This window comes from Azospirillum sp. UENF 312511 (assembly GCF_058780635.1).
In genome coordinates this window covers 82,747-106,895 of sequence record NZ_JBSNCG010000002.1, presented here as the reverse complement: position 1 = coordinate 106,895, position 24,149 = coordinate 82,747, and the positions used below count along the sequence as shown (strand labels likewise).

Genomic DNA, 24,149 nt, shown 5'->3' with positions numbered 1-24,149 from the left:
CTCAGGCCCCCATCGCCTTGGCGGCGTCCTTGATGGCCGCGCGGATGCGCGGGTAGGTGGCACAGCGGCAGACGTTGCCGTCCATCGCCGCGTCGATGTCGTCGTCCGTGGGGTTGCGGTTGTCGGTCAGCAGCGCCACGGCGCTCATGATCTGGCCGGACTGGCAGTAGCCGCACTGCACCACGTCCAGCTTCTGCCAAGCGGCCTGGACAGCCTGGGCGACCGTGCCGGACACGCCCTCGATCGTGGTGATCTTCGTGCCAGCGGCGGATTCCGCCGGGGTCTGGCAGGCGCGGATCGGCGTGCCGTCCATATGGACGGTACAGGCGCCGCACTGGGCGATGCCGCAGCCGAACTTGGTGCCGGTCAGGTTCAATTCGTCCCGCAGGACCCACAGAAGCGGCATGTCGCCGGGCACGTCGACGTCCCGGTCCTGCCCGTTGATGTTCAAACGAATCATCGGATGATCCCTGTCTCTCGACTCTGCCTGTCGGGTATTATGATGCGGGCCTTCGGCGGGCAATTCCTGCGTGAATCCCAGCTTCGAAAAGACCGTGTGCAGTGTGGTCCCGTTCGGCGGGCGTGGCAAACATCCCAGTGTGGGAGTTGGTCTTCCGCGGAAGCGCCGGCCCTATCCGTTCGTTCGGCCCGCAAACGTGACCACGATCATCCTAACCGCTTCGCTGCGAGCCGAATAGCCGGTACAATCCGCTTGAGCTTATGAATTTGGTGCATGAATGAACCGGAACGACCTCAGCGATCTGGCGGCCTTCGCCGTCGTGGCGGAGGAGGGGAGCTTCACGCGGGCGGCGGCCCGGCTGGGGATGTCCCAATCCGCGCTCAGCCACGCCATGAAGGCGCTGGAGGACCGGCTCGGCCTGCGTTTGCTGGCCCGCACCACCCGCAGCGTGTCCACGACGGAGGCCGGGCAGCGGTTGCTCCGCACGCTGCGGCCGGCGCTGGACGACATCGCCGCCGGGCTGGCGGCGGTGGGAGAACTGCGCGAGAAGCCCGCCGGCACGCTGCGCATCACCACTGGCAAGCACGCCGCCGTGCGGGTGCTGTGGCCCGTGCTGTCGCGCTTCCTCGCCGACTATCCGGAGGTGCAGGTGGAACTGTCCATCGACAGCAGCCTGACCGACATCGTGGCCAGCCGCTTCGACGCCGGGGTCCGGCTGGGCGAGCAGCTCGAAAAGGACATGATCGCGGTGCGCATCGGCCCGGACATCCGGGCGGCCATCGTCGGCGCGCCCTCCTACTTCGCGCAGCGTCCGGTGCCCTGCGCCCCGCAGGATCTGGCCGGGCACGACTGCATCAACTACCGCTTCACCACGTCCGGCGCCGTCTATGTCTGGGAGTTCGAGGAGGACGGCCACCCGGTGAACGTCCGGGTGTCGGGATCGCTGGTCTCCAACGACATGGACGTCATCATGGCCGCCGTCCTGGACGGGCGGGGGCTGGCCTACATCTTCGAGGACGAGGTGGCGGAGCATGTCGCCGCCGGGCGGCTGGTCCGCGTGCTGGACGACTGGTGCACACCGTTTCCCGGCTATTACCTTTACTACCCCAGCCGCCGGCAGATCCCCCCGGCCCTGGCCGCGCTGGTCGACGCGCTGCGCTACCGACTGTAGCAACCGTGCAACTTACGCATGCCGATTCCGCGCTCTGGACGGATCCGAAAAAGGATTATTAACGTACCAAAAGATTAAGGTAATCGGATCAAGCGGCGTCGAGCCGCCGGAACGGGATGAACGCCGGATGATGCGTGTGTATGCCTGCATAACCCAGCAACACGATCTGTGGCTCGTGCTGCTGGCGGGGGCGGTCTGTGGATTCGGTGCCTGGGTGTCCCTGAACCTTGCCCGCCGCGCCGCGGCGGCGGTGGGACGGGCGCGCTGGGGGTGGCTGGCCGGTGCCGCGACGGCGACCGGCGGCGGCGTGTGGGCGACCCATTTCATCGCCATGCTGGCCTTCCAGACGAGCCTGCCCACGGGCTACGACATCGGCCTGACGGTCCTGTCGAGCCTGATCGCCATCGGCGGCGCCGCGGTGGGCATCCGCCACGCCATCGGCGGCGGGCGGCTGGCCGCCCCGCTGGGCGGGGCCATCGCCGGGGCCGCGGCGACCGCCATGCATTTCACCGGCATGGCGGCGCTCCAGGTGCCGGCCAACCTGCATTACGACCCGGCGTACGTCGCGGTGTCGCTGGGCCTGGGCGTCCTGCTCGCCGGGGCGGGCTTCACCGCCGCCCTGCGGAGCGGATCGCTGAAGGGGCTGGCGGCGGGGGCGGCCCTGCTGGCGCTGGGCATCTGCGGGCTGCATTTCACCGGCATGGCCGGCGTCACGCTGATCCCCGACCCGCTGCACGACATGTCAGACCAGATCATGGAACCGGGCCTGCTGGCGGTCGCCATCGCGGTGACGGCCACGGTGGTGATGGCGCTTGGCCTCGCCGGGGCCATCGTGGACCAACGGCTGGCCGCGCGCACGGCGCACGAGGCGGACCGTCTGCGCGCCAGCGAGGAACGGTTCCGCCAGCTTGCCGACGCCACGACGGAAGGCATCGTGATCCACCGCGACGGCGTGGTCCTCGACGTCAACCGCGCCATGGCGGAGCTGCTGGGCAAGCCGCAGGTCGATTTCATCGGCCAGTCCATGCTGCGCTTCGTGGTGCAGAACCGCCGCTCCGACATCGAGCGCAAGCTGACCCATCCGACCTCCGAGCGGGTCGAACTGGACCTGCTGCACGACGACGGCACGCTGGTGATGGTCGAGGCGCACGGGCAGGACATCACGCACGAGGGCCGGCCGGCCCGCGTCGTCGCCGTCCGCGACATCCGCGAGCGCAAGCGGGCGGAGGAGCGCATCCGCCATATGGCCAACCATGACCTGCTGACCGGCCTGCCCAACCGCTCCCTGTTCCTCGACCGGCTGAACGGCGCGCTGACCAGCGCGGGGCGGGCGCGCACCGGGGTGGCGGTGCTCTATCTGGATCTCGACCGCTTCAAGGCGGTGAACGACCTGCTGGGCCACCCGGCGGGCGACCGGCTGTTGCAGGAGATGGCGCGCCGCATGCTGGAGGCGGTGCCCAGCCACGACACGGTGGCGCGGCTGAGCGGCGACGAGTTCGCCGTGCTGCACCGCATCGCCCAGCCGGGCGAGGCTCTGGCCCTGGCCGACCGGCTGGTCAAGACGCTGGGCCTGCCCGCCGAGCTGGACGGCCAGCGCATGGTGGTCGGGGCGAGCGTCGGCATCGCCCTGTTCCCGCAGGACGGCAGCGGGGCCGAAGCGCTGCTCCAGCACGCCGACACCGCCCTTTACCGTGCCAAATCGGAGGGGCGGAACACCTTCCGCTTCTTCGAGGCGGAAATGGACGAGCGTCTGCAGGCCCGCCGCGGCCTGGAGCGCGATCTGCGCCAAGCGCTGAGCGACGGCGCGCTCAGCGTCCATTACCAGCCGCTGGAGGATTGCCGGACCCACCGCGTCCTGGGATTCGAGGCGCTGGTGCGCTGGAAGCACCCGGAGCGCGGCATGATCCCGCCGTCGGAGTTCGTGCCGCTGGCCGAGGAAAGCGGGCTGGTCATGCAGCTCGGCGAATTCGTGCTGCGCACCGCCTGCCGGGACGCCCGGAACTGGCCCGATCCGGTCAAGGTGGCGGTGAACCTGTCGCCGGTCCAGTTCCGCCATTCCGACCTCCCGGCCACCATCCTCGGCATCCTGGAGGAGGAGGGGATGGCGCCGCACCGGCTGGAGATCGAGGTGACCGAGGGGGTGATGATCGACGACACCGAGCGCGCCCTGGCCGCGCTGAGCGCCCTGAAGGCCGCCGGGGTGCGCATTGCCCTGGACGATTTCGGCACCGGCTATTCCAGCCTCAGCTACCTGCAGAAATTCACCTTCGACAAGCTGAAGATCGACCGCTCCTTCGTCCAGCTGATGGCGGAGAACCGCGAGTCCCTGTCGATCATCCGCACCATCCTGGCGCTTGCCAAGAGCCTGGACATCGCCGTCACGGCGGAGGGCGTGGAGACGGAGGAGCAGCGGACCCTGCTGAAGAACGAGTCCTGCAACCAGCTCCAGGGCTATCTGATCGGGCGTCCGGTCCCGGCGTCGGAGCTGGTGCGCTTCTACGAGCCGGCGTGAGGCCGGGCCGGCCGCCCCCACGGCACGGGGCGATGTGACGGAACCGTTGGACAAACGGACGGAGGCCGCCGCACAGTGGCGCCCGCCATGACCGGATTGCGTGCCTTCGCCGGGCGTCTCATCGCCGCACTTCTGTTGCTTCCCGTCCTGCCGCCGGAGAGCGCGGCCGGGCGGGAGACCCGCACCGCCGTCACGGTGCTGACCTCCTTTCCCGCGGGCTTCTACGAGCCGGTGCGCGAGGCCTTCGAGGCGGCGCACCCGGACTGGCGCCTGCGCATCGTCAACACCAAGACCACCGCCGCGATCAGCCAGTTGCAGGAGCGGAGCGACGATGGGGTGGACGTCTTCTGGGCATCCGCCCCCGACGCCTTCGAGGTGCTGAAGGCGGCCAAGCGCCTGCAGCCGCTCGCCGCCCGCCCGACGGGGGCGCCGCCGACCGTGGGAAACCAGCCGATCAACGATCCGGACGGCGCCTATCTCGGCTTCGCGCTGTCGGGCTACGGGCTGCTGTGGAACCAGCGCTATCTGGATCGGCACGGCCTGCCGGCGCCCAGGCGGTGGGAGGATCTCCGCCGCCCCGTCTACGCCCGGCATCTCGGCATCACCGCGCCGTCGCGGTCGGGCACCATGCATCTGATGGTCGAAACCGTGCTGCAGATGCAGGGGTGGGAGCGCGGCTGGGCGACGTGGCTGGAGATCGCCGGCAACCTCGCCACCGTGACGGCGCGCAGCTACGGCGTGGTGGACGGCGTCGCCAAGGGGCGCTTCGGCGTCGGGCTGAGCATCGACTTCCTCGGTCAGTCCGCCGGGTCGGAGGAGGAGGACCTGCGCTTCGCCTATCCCGCCGACAGCCTGTTCCTTCCCGCCAGCGTGGCGCTGCTGCGCGGTGCGCCGAACCCGGAGGGGGCCGGGGCCTTCATCGATTTCCTGCTGTCGCCGGCCGGTCAGACGCTGCTGGTTCGCCCGGACATCCAGCGGCTGCCGGTGCGGCCCGATGCCTACGCGGCGGCCCCCGCCGGCTATCCCGACCCCTACCGGACGGAGACCGGGGACGACCTGTTCCTGTTCGACCGCGCTCTGTCCGGTGCCCGCTACGAGCTGGTGAACCTGCTGTTCGACGAGTTGGTGACCTTCCGGGTCAAGACGCTGAACCGGGTCTGGCAGCTGATCCACGAGGGGGAGGCGCGCCTCTCTGCCCTCTATGGTGCCGCCGCCCACGAGCCGGTGGCGGCCGACCTGCTGCGCGCCGCGCGGGCGGCGGCCACCGCCGTCCCGGTCTCCACCGCGGAGGCCGCCGACCCCGCCTTTTCCATGGCGCTGCGCCGGCCGGCGCGCGGGCTTCCCGTGTCCAGCCGGCAGGCGGAGCTGGAAGCCGCGTGGCGGGCCTTCTCCCAACAGCGGCTGGACGAGGCGCTGGCCCTGGCGGAGCGCGCGCTGATCATCCTGCGTGTGGCCAGCGGCGAAGGGGTCTGGCCGTGAGCGCGGAGGCCGTCGCCGGGCGGGATCCCGGTCCCGTGCGGTTCGGCATCCGGGCGCGGCTGCTGCTGGCCTTCGTCGCGGTGGCGGCGCTGTCGGTGGTCGCCTGCGGGCTGGGCTGGCTGTCCTACGACCGGCTGGGCGGCACGCTCGACGAATTCGCGGAGAACCATCTGCCCGCCCTGGGCCTTGCCGCGCGCTTGGCGGAGGAGGGCGGCAGCATCATCGCCACCGCGCCGATCCTCGCCAACGCCCAGACGGAGCAGGAGCTGGGGGCCATCCGCGACGCGCTGGGCCGCCGGCTCGCCGCGCTTCGCGCGCTGGCGGCGGAGGGGGAGCGCGGCGTTCCCGGGCTGCGCCCGCTGGTGGACGCCCTCGGCCACAACCTGACCGACCTCGACGCCACCGTGCGGCACCGGCTGGCGCTGGCCCGCCGCAACCAGGAGGGCATCGAGCGGCTGCGCTGGCTGCACGCCGATTTCCTCGACGAGATCGAGCCGCTGGTCACCGACGCCCGCTTCAACATCCAGAGCGCGCTGGACCTCGTCGAGGCCGGCACCCGCTCCGCCGAGGCCGTCCGCACCCTGCGCGCGGAAAGCCGGCGCAGCGAGGCGGTGCTTCAGATCGGCGCGAACGGCAACCTCGCGGTCGGGCTGATCGCGCGGGCCGCGACGCTCGCCACCACCGAGGCGCTGGACGACAACGCGGGGTTCCTGGAGGAGACGGCCGACCGGCTGCAGCGCGACCTCGCCACCCTGGCGGACTGGGCGGATGGCGTGTCGCTGGCGCAGCTGGTCTCCCGCCTGCTGGAGCTGGCCCGCGGCGAGGGCAGCGTCCCGGAGCTGCGCCGCGCGGAGCTGGCCGCGGCCGACCAGGGGCAGGGCCTGCTGGCCGAGAACCGGACCCTGGTGGCCCGGCTGAACGGCCTGATCGCACAGCAGGTGCAATCGGTGGAAACCACCTCGCGCGCCGCCGCGGCGCGGTCGGCCCAGGCCATCGCCGAGGGACGGTCGGCCCTGCTGGCGAGCGCCCTGGTCAGCCTGTTGGTGGCGGTGCTGGTGGCTTGGCTGTACGTCAACCGCAGCATCATCTCCCGCCTGACGCGGCTGGGCAGCGCGGCGCACGAGATCGCCGCCGGCAACCTGAAGGCGGACATCCCGCTGGGCGGCAACGACGAGCTGTCGCAGATGGCCGCGGCGCTTCTGGTCTTCCGCGACACCGCCATCGCGGTGGAGGAGGCCAACGCCCAGGCCATCATCGACAACGCCCAGGCCGGGCTGGCGACCACCGATGCCGACGGGGTGATCGAGTTCGTCAACCCGCTGGCCGCCGCCCTGATCGCCGCGCCGGAGGGCGGGGCGGATGGGCGTCTGGCGGACCGGCTGGACCCCGCCGGCGCGCGGCGCGTGGAGGATTTCTTCCGCGAGGCCCGCGCGGCGCCGGACGAGGCGGCGCCGTCCCTCTCCATCCTGACCGCCGGGCGGCGGCCGAACGGCCGTCCGGTGCCGGTCCAAGTGGGTATCCGCCCCTTCCGGCGGCGCCAGCAGCAGCGCTTCATCGTCACCCTGACGGACATGACGGAGCGGGTGGAGGCGCAGCAGCTTCTGGAGCGCACGGTGGCGGAGCGCACCGCCGACCTGCGCACCACCAACGCGCGGCTGGAGCGGTCCATCGCCGAGCACCAGCGCGCCGAGCGCGACCTGCGCGACACCCAGGCGGAGCTGGTGCAGGCCGGCAAGCTGGCGGCGCTGGGCCAGCTCGCCGCCGGGGTGGGGCACGAGCTGAACCAGCCGCTGTCGGCCATCCGCTCCTACGCCCACAACGGGCGCAAGCTGATCGCGCTCGGGCGGGTCGCGGAGGCGGAGGGCAACCTCGGCAAGATCGCCGACCTGACCGCCCGCATGGCCAACATCACCAACCATCTGAAGCGCTTCGCCCGCCGCCCCGACACCCGGCTGGGCGCGGTCGAGCTGGCGCCGGTGGTGCAGGGCGCGCTTTCCCTGTTCGGCGACCGGCTGCGCGAGGAGGCGGTGGAGCTGGTGGTGGAGCTGCCGGAAGACGGCGAGCCGTTGCGCGTCCGCGCCGAGGAGGTGCGGCTGGAGCAGGTGCTGGTCAACCTGCTGAGCAACGCGCTGGACGCCGTGGCCGGCGCCCCCCAGCGCCGCGTCGCCATCGCCGCGGAGGCGGCGGACGACACCGTCCGCATTATGGTGCGCGACAGCGGTCCCGGCATCCCCGACGCGGTGGCCGGGCAGGTCTTCGACCCCTTCTTCACGACCAAGCCGGTGGGCGCCGGGCTGGGTCTCGGCCTCTCGATCTCCTACAACATCGTGCGGGACTTCGGCGGTGCCCTGTCGGTGGCCGAGAGCGGCCCCGGCGGAACCGCCTTCCTGCTGACCCTGACCCGTGCCTGAGCGACATCGCATGACCGTTCTTCTGATCGACGACGACCACGAGGTGCTGGACGCCAGCCGCCAGACGCTGGAGCTGGAAGGCTTCGCGGTGGAGGCGACGACCCGGCCCGAAGACGCCCTGGATCGGCTCGGCCCGTCCTGGCCGGGCGTGGTGGTGACCGACGTGCGCATGCCCGGACTGGACGGCTTCGCCCTGCTGGAGCGGGTGCGCGCCGCCGACCCGGAGGTGCCGGTGGTGCTGGTGACGGGGCACGGCGATATCGCCATGGCGATGCGCGCGGTGCGTGGCGGCGCCTACGACTTCATCGAGAAGCCGGCCGAGCCCAGCCATCTGGTGGAGGTGGTGCGCCGCGCCCTGGAGCACCGGCGGCTGGTGCTGGAGAACCGCAGCCTGCGGGCGCAGCTGGCCGGCGGCGGTTCGTTGGAGGCGCGCATCATCGGCCGATCCGCCGCCATCGAGCGGCTGCGCACCGCCGTGGCCGGGCTGGCCGACGCGGAGGTGGACGTCCTGCTGTTCGGCGAGACCGGTACCGGCAAGGAACTGGTCGCCCGCAGCCTGCACGACGCCGGGCGGCGGCGGGCCGGAAATTTCGTCGCCCTGAACTGCGGCGCCCTGCCCGACACCATCATCGAGAGCGAGCTGTTCGGCCACGAGCCCGGCGCCTTCACCGGCGCCCAGGGGCGGCGCATCGGCAAGCTGGAGCACGCTGATGGCGGCACGCTGTTCCTCGACGAGATCGAGAGCATGCCGATGCATCTCCAGGTCAAGCTGCTGCGCGTGCTGCAGGAGCGGGTGATCGAGCGGGTCGGCGGCAACCGGCCGATCCCGCTGGACCTGCGCGTGGTCGCCGCCACCAAGGTCGATCTGCTGCGGCAGGCCGGGGAGGGCAAGTTCCGCGAGGATTTGTACTACCGCCTCAACGTGGTCACCGTGCCGCTCCCGCCCCTGCGCGAGCGGCGGGAGGACGTGCCGCTGCTGCTGCGCCATTTCCTCGACGCCGCCGCGGCCCGCGCCCGCCGTCCGGCGCCGCCGGTGGACGCGGCGGCGCTGGCCCGTCTGGCCGCCCACGGCTGGCCGGGCAACGTCCGCGAGTTGCGCAACGTCGCCGAGCGCATGGCTCTGGGCTTTGGTGACGGTCTGGCGGGCGGACCGGTGACCGGAGCGGGTGGCGGCGGGATCGAGCCCTTGGCCGAGCAGATGGACCGCATCGAAAAGCAACTCGTCGAGGACGCGCTGGCCCGCTGCGGCGGGCGGGTCGGCGAGACGGCGGACAAGCTGGGCATCACCCGCAAGACCCTGTACCTGAAGATGCGCCACCACGGTCTTCACCGCGGCGACTTCACCGAGGAATGAAAGCGGGCGGGGGCGGTCAGTTGGGCTTCGTCTTGCCGTCCGGTGTCTTCCCGTTCTGCCGTTGCCTTTTGAACTCCTCGTAGGACTGGTCGGCCATTCCGCGCAGCGAGTGCCCGATCGCCGCGTACTCGTACTCGTTCAGATTGGCCAGCGAGACGCGGGCGGCCGGTTGCAGGGTCCCGAAGCCCTTGCCCGGCAGCAGGACGATGCCGGTTTCCGCGGCGATGCGGAACAGCAGATCGTTCGGAACGAAGTTCGCCTTCACCCAGGCCGCGTAGTCCGGGCCGTAGAGCTTCAGCGCGATGTCCTCGAGATCGAGGAGCGTGTAGTAGTCCACCGCGTTCGGGTCGGACAGCGTCGGCAGGCCCAACTCGCGGTACAGGGCGGCCTCGCGCCGGCGGATGACCTTTTTCAGCTCGGCCTTGTAGCCGTCCTGCTCGTCCATCAGGGCGAACAGCGAGAACAGCACCATCTGCACCTGCTGCGGCGTGGACAGCCCGGCGGTGTGGTTCAGCGCCACGGTGCGGCTGTCGGCGACCAGCCGGTCGATGAAGCGCAGGCCGCGCGCGTCCGGAACCAGCGAGCCGTAGCGGCGGTCGAGCACGGCCTTCCGCTCCTCCGGCAGGCTGGCAATCTTCTGGTCGCAGACATTCCGCTTGTGCGTGGCGATCACGCCCAGCCGCCATCCCGTCGCTCCGAAGTATTTCGAGAAGGAATAGACCAGCATGGTGTTCTCGGGGCAGACGGCGAACAGCGACCGGAAATCGTCGGCGAAGGTGCCGTAGACATCGTCCGTCAGGATGATCAGGTCCTTCCGCTCGGTCTTCACGATGGCGGCGATGCGGTCGAGGCTGCGGTCGTCCATCTTGACCGAGGGCGGGTTGCTGGGGTTGACACAGAAGAACACCTTGATCGCCGGGTCCTTCAGCTTGTCCAGCTCGGCGTCCGGGTACTGCCAGCCCTTGGCCGGGTCGGCGTTGATGGCGACCTCCGTCAACCCGTATTCGTCGAGTTCCGGAATCTCGATGTAAGGGGTGAAGACCGGCAGGCCGATGGCGACCTTGTCGCCCCGCTCGACCAGCCCGTTCTGCTTCATCGAATTGAAGATGTAGGTCATCGCCGCGGTGCCGCCCTCGACCGCGAACAGGTCGACGCTGCCGGGCGGCAGGAAACCCCCGACCATCTCCTTCACCAGATAGTGCCGGACGACGTCCTCGCTGATCGTCAGCATGCGCGGGGGCACCGGGTAGTTCGCCCCCAGCACCCCTTCCACCATCTCGTGCAGGAAGCCGGAGCCCGACAGGCCGAGCTGGTCGCGCACATAGCTCAGCGCGCGGCCGAGAAACACGACGCCCTCCTGGTCGCGGTGCTCCGAGACGTAGCGTTCGAACCGGCCCTCGATGCCCTCGATCCGCGGCAGGCCGCCGACGCCGTTCGGCATGTAGGAGAAGGATAGCTCGGCCTCGGCGACGGCGAACAGGCCCAGCCGGAAGAAGGCGCGGCGCGGCAGGGTCGCCAGGAAGTTAGGGTTGCCGCGCCCCGCGTTCAGCATCAGCCGGTTCTCGCGGCCGGAGGCGAGCTTGATCAGTTCGTCCTTCAGTTCGAAGGGACTGAGCTTCGCGTATCGGCTGTAATCGACAGAGTCCATCAGGGGATCTCCTCGCATGGATTACACGAAGGCCACCACCAGCGGCCCCAGCAGGGTCAGGAAGACGTTCGCCAGCGCGTAGGTGATGGCGAAGGGAACGGTCGGGATGGAGTTGCCCGCCTTGTCGAGCACCTCGCCGAAGGCGGGGTTGGCGCTTCGCGATCCGGCGAGCGCGCCGGCGAAGATGGCCGCGTTGTCGTAGCGCAGCAGGTAGCGCCCGACGAACAGGGTCAGGATCATCGGCACCAGCGTCACGACCACGCCGACCAGGAAGATGCTCAACCCGCTCTCGATCACGGTGCTGACCGCCTGCCGGCCCGATTGCAGGCCGACCACGGCGACGAAGCCGGCCAGACCCAGGTCGCGCAGCAGCGTGGAGGCCGGCGTCGGCATGTTGCCGATGGCGAGGTTGCGGGTGCGGTAACAGCCGAACAGCAGACCGGCCAGCAGGGCGCCGCCGCCGCTGCCCAGCGTCAGCGGGATGTCGCCGATGCGGATGACGGCGAGGCCGACGAGCAGGCCCAGCGCCAAGCCCAGCCCGTGGTAGATGAAGTCGGTCTTGTCGCTCGCGATGACCTCCGTCCCCACCGACGCGGCGACGCGCTGAACGTCCTCGGCGGTGCCGTAGAGCGTGACGACGTCGCCGGCCTCGATCACCGTGTCGGGGGCGATCGGCAGCGGCCGGTCGCTCCGCTTGAGGCCGGTCACATAGACGCCGTGGTACAGGTTGGCGGAGGACAGCTTGCGGATTTCGGCGACGGTTCGGTGCACGAAGGCGGGGTTGGTGATGGCGACGTCGCGCACCAGCATGATGAGGTCCATGCCCTGCGAGGACTGAAGCTCCGGGCCGAGCGTGTCGGCGAGGCCGACCACCCCGGACCGCCTCCCGACCAGCAGCGCGACGTCCCCGGCCTCCAGCCGCAGGTCCGGCTGCAACCCGATCAGCGCGTTGTTGCGCTTCACCCGTTCCACGCTGACCGGACCGTCGGTGGAGTCCGCCTCGATCTGCGCCACCGTCCGTCCCGCCGCCCGCTCGATGCGGTAGAGGCGCCCGACCAGGGGCGGCATGGCGTATTCCTCGCCCCGCGCCAGGAAATGGGCGCCGGCCAGCATCGCGGTTTCCGCCTTGATGGCGTCGTCGCGGATGCCGCGCTTCATGATCCAGGGCAGCAGGTTGACGCAGACCAGGATGGCGCCGAACGACCCGAAGATGTAGGTGACGGCGTAGCCGACCGCGACGTTGCCCTGGAGGCGCTGCACCTCCTCCGCTGGCAGCCCGAGCTTGCCGATGGCGGAACTGGCGGTGCCGATGATCGCCGACTGGGTCAGCCCGCCGGACGCGATGCCCGCCGCCAGACCTTTGTCGAGGCCGGTCAGGCGGGCCATGATCACGACGGTGACCAGACCGCTGATTGCGAGAACCGCCGCCAGGACGATTTCGCGGATCGACTGCCGGCCGAGCGATTGAAAGAACTTCGGTCCGCTTTCAAAGCCGACCGCGTAAATGAACAAAGCAAACAGAACCGCTTTGACGCCGTTGTCGACCGATACGCCAATCTGGCTGATCACCACGGCGACCAGCAATGATCCGGCGACACCGCCAAGCTGAAATTTACCGAATTGAAATTTGCCGATCCAATAGCCGCCGGCCAGGGAGAGAAATAACGCGATTTCCGGGGATTGATTGACGATCGAATGGAGCCATGACATGGCGATTCCTTCAAAAGTTCATTTTGCGCGCGCATCGTTGATCGGAGAGAACGTCAAGTGAAATAGCAATCATGATCGGCGGTCAAGGCGCGCAAATCCGCTCTATAAATGACAATATTTTTGGGAATACGATTGTGTTTTAAATGGACTGGTAGGTTATATTGTGTTTTGTCAGCGTCTTGCGGGGTTTTTGCGATTTGTTTTTATTTTAAATACTCTATTCGATCACCGATGCACCGCACGAACCCATTCAAGGAGAGTATGGATACTTTGAAAGGCGGTAACGCTTTCGGCCGCGGCATTATCTTCTTTGTGGCCGGGCGGAGCGGATGTCCGATGCGCCCCGTGGGGACGAGAGTTTGGAATGTTCCCGCCGTTACCCATCACAGTCGCCCGATGTTACCGGCTTTACCCATTCTCCGGGCGCCACCCCAGTGAATTCGCCTGCGAACGGTCTGGCACGCGGATTGCTGAAAGAGCACGCAGAAAAACACTGGGAGGAACCATACCTATGTCTCGCACGCTGCACGGCGTCGCGGCCGCCCTGGCCGTCCTGCTCGCTTCCAGCACCGCCGCCTTCGCCCAGGACCCGTCGGGCAAGCTGGTCGTCGTCACCTCCTTCCCGAAGGACCTGACTAGCGCCTTCCAGCAGGCCTTCCAGAAGGCTTACCCGAAGGTCACGCTGGAGGTTCTGAACCGCAACACCAACGCGGGCGTGAAGTATCTCCAGGAAACGGCGTCGAACAACGGCACCGACCTGTTCTGGGCCTCCGCCCCCGACGCCTTCGAGGTTCTGAAGGGCGCCAACCTGCTGCAGGCCTACAAGCCGAAGGTCGAGGGCATTCCGGAGAAGGTCGGCGCCTACCCGATCAACGATCCGGAGGGCATGTACGCCGGCTTCGCCGCCTCGGGCTACGGCATCATGTGGAACAGCCGCTACATGAAGGCCAACGAGCTGCCGGCCCCCAAGGAGTGGTCGGACCTCGCCAAGCCGGTCTATTACGACCACGTCGCCATCTCGGCCCCGTCGCGCTCCGGCACCACGCACCTGACCATCGAGACCATCCTCCAGGGCGAGGGCTGGGAGAAGGGCTGGCGGACCAACAAGGAGATCGCCGGCAACTACCGCACCATCACCGAGCGCAGCTTCGGCGTGCCGGACGGCGTGAACTCCGGCAGCTTCGGCATCGGCATCGTGATCGACTTCTTCGCGCTGTCGTCCCAGGCCTCGGGCTTCCCGGTGGAGTTCGCCTATCCGACGGTCACCACCATCGTGCCGGCCAACATCGGCATCGTGAAGAACGCCCCCAACAAGGCCGCCGCCGAGACCTTCGTCGACTTCATCCTGTCGCCGCAGGGCCAGGAGGTGCTGCTGCAGCCGGCCATCCGCCGCCTGCCGGTCAACCCGGCCACCTACGCCAAGGCGCCGGCCGACTACCCGAACCCGTTCAAGGACACCTCGCTGGGCTCGCAGGTGAACTTCGACGTCGAGGTGTCGCAGGCCCGTTACAACGTGGTGGACGCGCTGTTCGACCAGCTCATCACCTTCCAGCTCGACGGGCTGAAGGCGGCGACCCGCGCCATCCATCAGGCCGACGCCGCGCTGGCCAAGAAGCCCAACGACAAGGCCAAGGCGCTGCTGGCCGAGGCGCGCGACCTCGTCGCCGCCATGCCGGTGACCGCCCAGGAGGCCGCCGACCCGCAGCTCTCCGGCGCCTTCACGGTGGAGCGCAAGAGCGCCACCGACGCCGTGCCGGAGCGTCAGGCCCAGGTGGAGCAGAAGTGGGCCGCCTTCGCCAAGGACAACTACGCCGCCGCCCGCAAGAAGGCCGAAGAGGCCCTGGCGCTGGCCCGCTGACCCGAGCGTGACGGGAGGGGCGCCCCGCGCGGGCGCCCCGCCTCGCCTTCTCCCCCGATACCATTGGGCTGAACCATGACGTCTCTTGCGCTCACGCGCGAAAGCATCGCGCGCGTGCGGCCGGGGCCGGCGGTGGCGGCTGTGCTGATCGCGCTGTTCCTGCTGCTGTTCCTCGTCGTGCCGGTCGTCCAGGTCATCTTCGTCGCCTTCCAGGACAAGACGACCGGGTCCTTCACCCTGATCAACTTCGCCGACTTCTTCCGGAACGACCTGTTCATGCGGTCGTTCTGGAACTCCTTCTACGTCTCCGCCATGTCGGTGGTGGTGGCGAGCGCGCTGGCCCTGCCGCTGGCCTATCTGACGACGCGCTTCGAGTTCCGCGGCGCCGTGCTGATCCAGAGCCTGGGCATCATCCCGCTGATCATGCCGCCCTTCATCGGCGCCGTGGCGATGCAGCTCCTGTTCGGGCGCAACGGCACGGTCAACCTGCTGCTGCGCGACCATTTCGGCATCTCCATTCCGTTCATGGAGGGGCTGAACGGCGTCATCTTCGTGCAGAGCATCCACTATTTCCCGTTCATCCTCATCAACCTGTCGGCCAGCCTGAAGAACATCGACCGGGCGATGGAGGAATCGGCGCAGAACCTGGGCTGCCACGGCTTCCGTCTGTTCCGCCGCATCGTCTTCCCGCTGGCCATGCCGGGCTACGTCGCCGGCGCGTCGCTGGTCTTCATCAAGGTGTTCGACGACCTCGGCACGCCGCTGCTGCTCAACGTCAACGACATGCTGGCGCCGCAGGCCTACCTGCGCATCTCCTCCATCGGCATCGCCGACCCGATGGGCTACGTGATCTCGGTGGTGCTGATCGTCTGCTCGCTGCTAGCCCTCTGGGTGTCGGCGCTGGCGATGAAGGGCAAGGACTACGCGACCGTCCAGCGCGGTGGTGGCGGTCTGGCGCGGCGGCGCATGAAGCCGCTGGAGCTGGTGGCGGCCTACGCGGTCGTGCTGCTGATCCTGGTGCTGGTGCTGGCGCCGCACATCGGCCTGACCCTGCTGTCCTTCGCGACGATCTGGTCCTTCAGCCCGTTCCCCGATGCCTTCACGATGAAGCATTACGGGACCGTCTTCCTGGAGAGCGGCCAGTACATCACCAACACGCTGCTCTACGCCTCGCTGGCGGCATTGCTCGACGTGGTGATCGGCACGGCCATCGCCTATCTGGTGCTGCGCAGCAAGCTGCCGGGCCGGCAATGGCTGGACTACATCGCCATGGCGGCGCTGGCGGTGCCGGGCGTGGTGCTGGGCATCGGCTATTTGCGCAGCTTCTACGACGTGCCGATGCCCTTCACCGGGCAGCCGCTGTCCGGCTTCTGGCTGATCCTGGTCTTCGCGCTGGCGATCCGCCGCCTGCCCTACGCGCTGCGCGCCTGCACCGCGGCCCTGCAGCAGGTCAGCAACTCGCTGGAGGAGGCGGCCGAGAATCTGGGCGCCACCAAGCTGCGCACCATCAGCCGCGTGGTCGTGCCGCTGATGTCCGGCGGCATCCTGGCCGGCTTCGTCACCAGCTTCGCCACCGCGGCGGTCGAGCTGTCGGCGACCATCATGCTGGTCCATTCGCAGAGCGACGCGCCGCTGGCCTACGGCCTCTACGTCTACATGCAGTCGGCGGCCGGGCGCGGTCCGGGGGCGGCGCTGGGCGTCTTCGCCGTCGTCATCGTCGGGCTGGGCACCTACCTGTCGCACGTCATCATCGAGCGGGGCCGGCGCGAGCGCGGCCAGGACCATTGAGGGGAACCGCCACCATGAACCATCAATTCTCCCCCACCTCCCTGGCCGCCGGGATGGAGAGCGTCGGCGTCCGCATCGACGGCGTGGACCTCTCCTACGGCAGCCACCGCGTGCTGAAGGACATTCATCTCGACATCAAGCCGGGCGAGTTCTTCGCCTTCCTCGGCCCGTCGGGCTGCGGCAAGACCACGCTGCTACGGCTGATCGCCGGCTTCAACACGGCGCAGCGCGGGGCGGTGACGATCGGCGGGCGCGACATCTCGGGCCTGCCGGCGCACAAGCGCGACGTCGGCATGGTGTTCCAGAGCTACGCGCTGTGGCCGCACATGACGGTGCGCCGCAACGTCGCCTTCGGGCTGGAGGAGCGGCGCGTGCCGCGCGCGGAGATCGAGCGGCGGGTGGACGCGGCGCTCGACCTCGTCGGGCTGAAGCATCTGGCCGACCGCCGGCCGTCGCAGCTGTCCGGCGGCCAGCAGCAGCGCGTCGCGCTTGCCCGTACCATCGTGATCGAGCCGAAGGTGCTGCTGCTGGACGAGCCGCTGTCGAACCTGGACGCCAAGCTGCGCGTGCAGATGCGCCAGGAACTGCTGAGCCTGCAGCGCAAGCTGGGGCTGACCACCATCTTCGTCACCCACGACCAGGAGGAGGCCAACACCATCTGCGACCGCATCGCGGTGATGGAGGACGGCATCGTCCAGCAGGTCGGCACCCCGCAGGAGCTGTACGACCACCCGGCCAACCTGTTCGTCGCCGGCTTCCTCGGCACCGCCAACGTGCTGGAAGGGCAGGTGCGCGCCGTGGACGGCGGGACGGCCTTCGTCATGGGCGGCGGCGTGCCGATCCCGCTGCCGCACGGCGTGGAGCCGGGGGCCGAGGGCAAGCTGATGTTCCGCCCGCAGAACCTCTTTATCCGCCAGGACGGCGGGCCGCCGCGCGCCGGCCATGTCCGGCTGATGGGCGTGGTGCGGCACCGCGAGTTCCTGGGCGCCTCGATCCGCTACGCGGTGGACATCGGGGGGCAGCAGGTGCAGGTTGACGCCCCGCACCAGGCCGGCGACGCGCTGCTGCCGACCGACACCCCGATCACCCTCGACCTCGCGGCCGACAAGGCCCGCTTCCTGCGCCGATAGGAGTCGCATTCCGGTGACCAGCCTTCCCAACCGCACGTCCTTGCGTGCCGTCGCCTTCGACCTCGACGGCACGCTGGTGGACAGCGCCGCCGACCTGATGCACGCCTCCAACGCCCTGCTCGCCGAGCTGGGCCGCCCGCCGGTCGACCTGCCGGCGGTGCGCTCCTTCATCGGCGACGGGGTGGCCAAGCTGGTGGAGCGGGTCCTCGCCGCCACCGGCGGCCTGCCCGGACCGGAGGAGACGGCGGCCCACATCCGCCGCTTCCTCGCCATCTACGAGGCCGACCCCAGCGCCCACAGCGCGCTTTATCCCGGCGTGGCGGAGACGCTGACGGCGCTGGCCGGGGCCGGGCTGAAACTCGGGGTGTGCACCAACAAGCCGATGGCGGCGACCCGGCGGCTGCTCGCCGACCTCGGCATCGCGGACCGCTTCACGGCGGTGGTCGGCGGCGACAGCTTCCCCACCCGCAAGCCCTCGCCCGAACCGGTGCTCGGCCTGCTCGACCTGATGGATGTCCGGCCGGAGGAGACCGTCTTCGTCGGCGACAACGAGCATGACGTGGCCGCCGCCCGCGCCGCCGGGGTGGCGCGGGTGCTGGTGCTGCGCTACGGCTACGCGCGGGTGCCGCTCGACAGTCTTCCCCATGACGGCATCCTGGAGCGCTTCGGCGACCTGACGGGGGCGCTGTCCGCGGCCTCGGCATGCTGAACCGTCTCGTCTTCTGCCGGCATGGCGAGACGGAGAGCAACGTCGGCGGCTGGCTGGCCGGGTCGCGCGATGTGTCTCTGACCGAGCGCGGGCGGGCACAGGCCCACGCGGCGGCGGCGGCGCTGGCCGCCCAGGGAAATCCAATTGCCGCCATTCACTCCAGCCCGCAGCGGCGCGCGCTGGAAACCGCCGGCGTCATCGGCGCAGCGCTCGGCCTGCCGGTGACCGTCGTTCACGGTCTGGAGGAGCGGCGCTGGGGTGACTTGGAAGGGGGCGCCGTGCCGGGGGACCTCCTGCGCGAAGAGGTGCCGGGCGGCGAAAGCCTCACCGCCTTCCAGGTCCGCGTCGCCGCCGCGCTGGACGGTTTGCCGGTTCCGGCTGACGGGCGCCCGCCGCTGGTGGTGGCGCACGCCGGCACGTGGCACGCCCTGTGCCGCTGGCTGGGCCTCGCCCCGGACACGCTGTGGCCGCCCAACGCGATGCCCGTCACGCTGGAGCGCGCCGGGGTTCGCGAAGGCGTCGGAGTGCCGGTCAGCGGATCTCGATGAGGTCCGTCAACTCGCGCACGACCAGTTCCAGACTGTCGGCCACCGCCTCGCAGGACACCCGTTCCTCCGGGGTGGTGAAGTCGGCGGAACGCAGGGTGGCGATCTGCTCCTTCAACCGGCCGATGTAGGCGATCAGCTTTTCTTCCATGCCCGGACCCCGTGGCGCGAGAGGCTTCCCGCTACGATAACAGGCGAGCGGCGGCTTTGGCGCCCGGATTCTCCGCCGAAGGGCGGATGCCGGCGCCAAAGAGCGATCGGCGGCGCCGTCACAACGGCTTGATGCCCTGCCGGTAGGTGAACAGATCGTCTTTGTCATACGCAGTCTTCACCCGCCGCAGCCGGCCGTAATTGCCGCCGTAATAAGCGTCCGACCAGTCCTTCAGGGACGGGTCGGGGAAATTCTGGAAGGCGCCCACCGCCTTGGTGCCCGTGTTGACGGCGGTGTAGAACCACTCCTGCCACGCCAGATTCTCGTCCACCAGGGACTTCGGGTCCTTCCGGTTCCACCAGTTCACTTCGGAGGAGAACAGCCAGTCGTAGCCGCGGTGGACGTAGGCGGTGGCGTCCGCCGCCGTGGCGTTGATCCGGCCGCCGACCTGGAAGAACTTGAAGGCGTTGGCCATGCTGGTGCCCGGCATGCGCTCGGCGAGCCGGATCATGGTGGCGATGGACTCGGGCGTGATGTCCGCCGCCCTCATGTAGGAGGATTTCTCCTGATAGAAGTAGGGGTAGGTGAACTCGCTCAGCAGGTCCTGCGCCGGCCAATAGGCGATGTCGCGGTCGATCCGCGTCTTCGACGCCTTTTCCAGGACCGGGCCGATGATCGCCTCGACCGTCGTGCTGCACTTGTGCAGCTGGCCGAGGATGGAGACGGTGAGCCGCGGATCGCCGCTGCCGCGCGCCGGCTTGGTGATGTTGATCTTGCTGCCGAACTCCGGCGGCGCGTCCGCCAGACGCGTCAGCAGGGTGTGGAGCACCTCGCCCACATCCGTGGTCCAAGTGATGTCGAAAAAGGTGACCGTCTCCACCGGGAAGGTGCGCAGGGTGAAGGACGTGTTGATCCCGAAATTCCCGCCGGCACCGCCGCGGCAGGCCCAGAACAGGTCGCTGCCGTCGCCGCTGTCCTGGATATCGGCATGCAGCGCGCCGTCCGCGGTGACGATGCTCGTGGCCTGGAGCAGGTCCGACCCCATGCCGAACATGCGCATGTTGAAGCCGATGCCGCCGCCCAGCAGGAAGCCCGCCGCCCCCACGGTGGTGCAGCGCCCGTGGGTGACGGTGCGGTTCAGCCGTTCGAGCGCCTGATAGACCATGCCGTTCAGGGCGCCGCCGCCCACCTTGACCAGACCGTCCCCGCCGGGCAGGGGGGTGATCGTGCTGAGCGGCGTCATGTCGATGAGCAGGCCGGGGGTGGTGGAGAAGCCCGCGTAATTGTGCCCGCCGCTGCGCACGGCGAAGCGGGCGCCGTGCTTCCTCACCCAGGCGACGCAAGCCTGCACGTCCGTCTCGCTTGCGCAGCGCGCGATGGCGGTCGGAAGCGTCCGGAAACGCAGGTTGTTTGGGCGTGCGTAATCGTCGAAGAACGGATCGTCGGGCAGCACGACGCCACCCTGGACGGCCCCGGCCAGATCCTTGAGCGCCGAGGCCGCGATCCGGTGGGGACGCGGTTCCGCGATGGCGGGGAAGGGGGTGACGCTGGTGAGCGCCGACGCGGCGGCGAAACGGCCCGCCCCGACCAGGAAAGTGCGGCGACTCGGCTGAACGGCGCTGAACATCGGATTCCCCTCCCGCGAATTATTATGGGAGTGTTTACAACTTTTCGGGAATGCCGGGAAGATGCCCGCTTCTTATCGGCGATCGGGGCGGTGAAAGGCGTCGTTGCGGCTGTGATCTGTCGGGCGTGTCTGTCTGAACCGGCTGCGTTTCGCTTGCGCAGAAGACGGTCGTGGTGCGCCATCGGGACGCCGGATCGAACCAAAGACATGGGAGAATGGAGCGCAACGTCCGGGTTCGGCCAGTGTGGCCGGAACACCATCTCCTCGAACAGGACCGTGAGGAGAATGGTGCCCAGGGACGGAGTCGAACCGCCGACACGGGGATTTTCAGTCCCCTGCTCTACCAACTGAGCTACCTGGGCGCCGCTGCGTGCGGGGGCGTCTTATAAGAAGAAGCGGAGCGCTTGTCCAGCGCAATTCGACACCCGATCGGAAGAGATTTTTCCGGTCCGGCCGGGCGGGTTGGGGGTGGCACTACCCCGAAAGTGGTCATACCAGTTTTGACCTGAGTCATGGTCCCTCACCCATGCTCGGGGGATAGTTTCCCTGCCGCGCGGACAGGACCAAAGCGCCGCCCGGCATGACCGATTTTCCGTGCGTGCCCTGGATGCCGGTGTTTGAAGGGTGACAGTCCGCCCGCACCCGTTGTCCAGGACCGGCCCGAAGGGGCCGGCGGCGCGCCAACCGCAGAGGCGACACGATATGCCCGTCACCACGCTTGCAGACCTCAACGACCTCGTCCTTCGGGTCCGGGAGGCGCAGAAAGTCTACGCCGGCTTCCCGCAGGAGACCGTGGACCGCATCTTCCGCAGCGCCGCCCTGGCCGCGGCCAACGCGCGCATCCCGCTGGCGAAGCTGGCGGTTGCCGAGACGCGCATGGGCGTGATGGAGGACAAGGTCGTCAAGAACCACTTCGCCTCTGAATACATCTACAACAAGTACAAGGACGAGAAGACCTGCGGCATCCTGGAGGAGGACCCGGAATACGGCATCATGACGATCGCCGAGCCGGTGGGCCTGATCTGCGCCATTGTGCCGACGACCAACCCGACCTCGACGGCCATCTTCAAGGCCCTGATCAGCCTGAAGACGCGCAACGGCATCGTCTTCTCGCCGCACCCCCGCGCCCGCAAGGCGACCTGCGAGGCCGCGCGGATCGTGCTCCAGGCCGCGGTGGAGGCCGGCGCGCCGCCGGACATCATCGGCTGGATCGACGAGCCCTCGGTGGAGCTGTCGAACGCGGTGATGCACCACCCCGACATCAACCTGATCCTGGCGACCGGCGGGCCGGGCATGGTCAAGGCGGCCTACTCCTCGGGCAAGCCGGCCATCGGCGCCGGCGCCGGCAACACCCCGGCGGTGATCGACGAATTCGCCGACATCAAGCGGGCCGTCGCCTCCATCCTGATGTCCAAGACCTTCGACAACGGCGTGGTCTGCGCGTCGGAGCAGTCGGCCATCGTCGTGGACGCCGCCTATGACGCGGTGCGCGACCGCTTCGCCCACCATGGCGGCCACATCCTGTCGGCGGCGGACGCCGACGCGGTGCGCAAGGTGCTGCTGAAGAACGGCGCGCTCAACGCCGACATCGTCGGCCAGTCGGCCGGCGCCATCGCCGCCATGGCCGGGGTGAGCGTTCCCGCCCACACCAAGGTGCTGATCGCCGAGGTCGAGGCGGTGACCGAGGACGAGCCCTTCGCCCACGAGAAGCTGTCGCCGACCCTGGCGCTCTACCGCGCCCGCGACTTCATGGACGCCTGCGACAAGGCGGCGGCGCTGGTTGCGCTGGGCGGCATCGGCCACACCTCCGCCCTCTACACCGACCAGGACCAGCAGCCGGAGCGCATCCGCCATTTTGGGCAGGCGATGAAGACGGCGCGCATCCTGATCAACACGCCGTCCTCGCAGGGCGGCATCGGCGACCTCTACAATTTCCGGCTGGCACCGTCACTGACGCTCGGCTGCGGTTCGTGGGGCGGCAACTCGATCTCCGAGAATGTCGGGCCGCAGCACCTCATCAACCGCAAGACCGTGGCGAAGCGGGCCGAGAACATGCTGTGGCACAAGCTGCCGAAATCCATTTACTTCCGCCGCGGCTGCCTGCCCTTCGCGCTGGAGGAGCTGCGTGGCAAGAAGCGCTGCCTGATCGTCACCGACCGCTTCCTGTTCGAGAACGGCCACGTCGACGAGACCGTGCGCATCCTCAAGGGGCTGGGCCTCGCCGTGGAGACCTTCTTCGAGGTCGCCGCCGACCCCACACTGGCGGTGGTGCGGCGCGGGCTGGCGCTCGCCAACGCCTTCCAGCCGGACGTCATCCTGGCGCTCGGCGGTGGCTCGCCGATGGACGCGGCCAAGATCATGTGGGTGATGTACGAGGCCCCGGACGTCGCCTTCGAAGATCTGGCGCTGCGCTTCATGGACATCCGCAAGCGCATCTACACCTTCCCCAAGCTGGGCGTGAAGGCGCAGTTCGTTGCCGTCCCGACCACGTCCGGCACCGGGTCGGAGGTCACGCCCTTCGCCGTGGTGACCGACGAGCGCACCGGCATCAAGTACCCGATCGCGGATTATGAACTGACGCCGACCATGGCGATCATCGACGCGAATCTGGTGATGGACATGCCGAAGGGCCTGACCGCCGCCGGGGGGATCGACGCGGTGACCCACGCGCTGGAGGCCTACGTTTCCGTCCTGGCCAACGAATACACCGACGGGCAGGCGCTGCAGGCGCTGAAGCTGCTGAAGGAGCATCTGCCCTCCGCCTACGCCAACGGCGCCAAGGACCCCAAGGCGCGCGAGCAGGTGCACAGCGCCGCCACGCTGGCCGGCATCGCCTTCGCCAACGCCTTCCTCGGCGTCTGCCATTCGATGGCGCACAAGCTGGGGGCGGAGTTCCACCTGCCGCACGGCGTCGCCAACGCGCTGCTGATCGCCAACGTCATCCGCTACAACGCCGCCGACATCCCGACCAAGCAGACCGCCTTCAGCCAGTACGACCGGCCCAAGGGCGTCGCCCGCTACGCCGAGATCGCCCGGCACCTCGGTCTCGGCGGCAGCCGCGACCATGAGCGGGTGGAGACGCTGGTGGCCTGGGTGGAGGAGCTGAAGCGGACGCTGGACATCCCGGCCTCGATCCAGGCCGCCGGGGTTCCGGAGGCGGAGTTCCTGGCCCGGCTGGACGCCATCGCCGAGGCCGCCTTCGACGACCAGTGCACCGGCGCCAACCCGCGCTTCCCGCTGGTCGCGGAGATCCGCCAGCTCCTGCTCGACAGCTACTATGGCCGCGCCTACGCCGAGGGGGCGGAGCGGGCTCCGGAGGCCGGGGCGGAGCGCAAGCCGGTGGCGCTGGTCCGTTCACGCTGACCCCTTCACACTGATCCACGCCTGACAAGGGCCGCTTGGCGCCGGGAAACCGGAGGCCGGGCGGCCCTTTCTTTTGTCCGGAAAAAAAGCCGGTCTGCCGAAGACTTCACGCCCTGACGCCATGAAACGTCGATTGGCTGTGAACCCATTGTCTGAAACGGCGGCAGGTGATTCCGGTCATGATTCGATCCTATCAATCCGATTACCGCCATCGCGGCCCCGCGATGCATGCA

Annotated in this window: 16 protein-coding genes and 1 tRNA gene; 11 read left to right on the top strand and 6 right to left on the bottom strand. The window is 69.0% G+C overall.

What is annotated here, in order from left to right; translation table 11 throughout:
* Position 1: 1 nt before the first annotated feature.
* Positions 2 to 460, bottom strand: a complete 459-nt coding sequence (locus ACWPN7_RS08855) for a (2Fe-2S)-binding protein (RefSeq protein WP_014199673.1) — start codon at positions 458 to 460, stop codon at positions 2 to 4.
* A gap of 277 nt (positions 461 to 737) precedes the next feature.
* Between ACWPN7_RS08855 and ACWPN7_RS08850 the strand changes: the two genes are divergently transcribed.
* The 5 genes from ACWPN7_RS08850 (at position 738) to ACWPN7_RS08830 (ending at position 9,387) form a co-directional block, all read left to right on the top strand.
* On the top strand, positions 738 to 1,631 hold the full coding sequence (locus ACWPN7_RS08850; protein ID WP_137118141.1) for a LysR family transcriptional regulator: 894 nt from the start codon (positions 738 to 740) through the stop codon (positions 1,629 to 1,631).
* A 127-nt stretch (positions 1,632 to 1,758) separates the two neighbouring features.
* A complete protein-coding gene (locus tag ACWPN7_RS08845; protein WP_459197553.1) occupies positions 1,759 to 4,143 on the top strand; it encodes a bifunctional diguanylate cyclase/phosphodiesterase in 2,385 nt (794 codons plus the stop codon).
* A gap of 87 nt (positions 4,144 to 4,230) precedes the next feature.
* A complete protein-coding gene (locus tag ACWPN7_RS08840) occupies positions 4,231 to 5,622 on the top strand; it encodes an ABC transporter substrate-binding protein (protein ID WP_459197554.1) in 1,392 nt (463 codons plus the stop codon).
* A complete protein-coding gene (locus ACWPN7_RS08835; RefSeq protein WP_459197555.1) occupies positions 5,619 to 8,033 on the top strand; it encodes an ATP-binding protein in 2,415 nt (804 codons plus the stop codon). The genes ACWPN7_RS08840 and ACWPN7_RS08835 overlap by 4 nt, the downstream gene beginning before the upstream one ends.
* Before the next feature lie 10 nt (positions 8,034 to 8,043).
* Positions 8,044 to 9,387, top strand: a complete 1,344-nt coding sequence (locus ACWPN7_RS08830; RefSeq protein WP_459197556.1) for a sigma-54-dependent transcriptional regulator — start codon at positions 8,044 to 8,046, stop codon at positions 9,385 to 9,387.
* A 16-nt stretch (positions 9,388 to 9,403) separates the two neighbouring features.
* On the opposite strand, the gene ACWPN7_RS08825 is transcribed toward ACWPN7_RS08830, so the two are convergent.
* The gene (locus ACWPN7_RS08825; RefSeq protein WP_459197557.1) at positions 9,404 to 11,035 is read right to left on the bottom strand and encodes a bifunctional aspartate transaminase/aspartate 4-decarboxylase; all 1,632 of its coding nucleotides are present in this window, start codon (positions 11,033 to 11,035) and stop codon (positions 9,404 to 9,406) included.
* A gap of 21 nt (positions 11,036 to 11,056) precedes the next feature.
* Complete coding sequence (gene aspT / locus ACWPN7_RS08820; protein ID WP_459197558.1) at positions 11,057 to 12,745, bottom strand: aspartate-alanine antiporter; 1,689 nt, start codon at positions 12,743 to 12,745, stop codon at positions 11,057 to 11,059.
* 511 nt (positions 12,746 to 13,256) lie between these two features.
* Here aspT and ACWPN7_RS08815 point away from each other — a divergent pair.
* From ACWPN7_RS08815 to ACWPN7_RS08795, 5 genes are all read left to right on the top strand, one after another.
* Positions 13,257 to 14,603 (top strand): ABC transporter substrate-binding protein, encoded by a 1,347-nt coding sequence (locus ACWPN7_RS08815; protein ID WP_040138303.1) that lies wholly within the window; start codon positions 13,257 to 13,259, stop codon positions 14,601 to 14,603.
* A 75-nt stretch (positions 14,604 to 14,678) separates the two neighbouring features.
* Entirely contained in the window at positions 14,679 to 16,391 is a 1,713-nt protein-coding gene (locus tag ACWPN7_RS08810) for an ABC transporter permease (protein WP_035674852.1), read from the top strand.
* A gap of 14 nt (positions 16,392 to 16,405) precedes the next feature.
* On the top strand, positions 16,406 to 17,521 hold the full coding sequence (locus tag ACWPN7_RS08805; RefSeq protein WP_247887655.1) for an ABC transporter ATP-binding protein: 1,116 nt from the start codon (positions 16,406 to 16,408) through the stop codon (positions 17,519 to 17,521).
* Positions 17,522 to 17,534: 13 nt separating this feature from the next.
* On the top strand, positions 17,535 to 18,230 hold the full coding sequence (gph, locus tag ACWPN7_RS08800) for a phosphoglycolate phosphatase (RefSeq protein ID WP_459197559.1): 696 nt from the start codon (positions 17,535 to 17,537) through the stop codon (positions 18,228 to 18,230).
* Complete coding sequence (locus ACWPN7_RS08795; protein WP_456525813.1) at positions 18,224 to 18,778, top strand: histidine phosphatase family protein; 555 nt, start codon at positions 18,224 to 18,226, stop codon at positions 18,776 to 18,778. The genes gph and ACWPN7_RS08795 overlap by 7 nt, the downstream gene beginning before the upstream one ends.
* Here the strand turns inward: ACWPN7_RS08795 and ACWPN7_RS08790 are convergent.
* The 3 genes from ACWPN7_RS08790 to ACWPN7_RS08780 all read right to left on the bottom strand — a co-directional run bounded on the left by ACWPN7_RS08790 (position 18,762) and on the right by ACWPN7_RS08780 (position 20,915).
* Positions 18,762 to 18,926 (bottom strand): hypothetical protein, encoded by a 165-nt coding sequence (locus ACWPN7_RS08790; RefSeq protein WP_014199676.1) that lies wholly within the window; start codon positions 18,924 to 18,926, stop codon positions 18,762 to 18,764. The genes ACWPN7_RS08795 and ACWPN7_RS08790 overlap by 17 nt on opposite strands.
* A gap of 118 nt (positions 18,927 to 19,044) precedes the next feature.
* Positions 19,045 to 20,553 carry an FAD-binding oxidoreductase gene (locus ACWPN7_RS08785; protein ID WP_459197560.1) on the bottom strand — a complete coding sequence of 503 codons (1,509 nt, stop codon included), beginning with the start codon at positions 20,551 to 20,553 and terminating at the stop codon, positions 19,045 to 19,047.
* Between the two features lie 286 nt (positions 20,554 to 20,839).
* Positions 20,840 to 20,915 (bottom strand) — tRNA-Phe (locus tag ACWPN7_RS08780).
* 340 nt (positions 20,916 to 21,255) lie between these two features.
* Between ACWPN7_RS08780 and adhE the strand changes: the two genes are divergently transcribed.
* The gene (gene adhE / locus ACWPN7_RS08775) at positions 21,256 to 23,916 is read left to right on the top strand and encodes a bifunctional acetaldehyde-CoA/alcohol dehydrogenase (RefSeq protein WP_492273253.1); all 2,661 of its coding nucleotides are present in this window, start codon (positions 21,256 to 21,258) and stop codon (positions 23,914 to 23,916) included.
* The last annotated feature ends 233 nt before the right edge of the window (positions 23,917 to 24,149 follow it).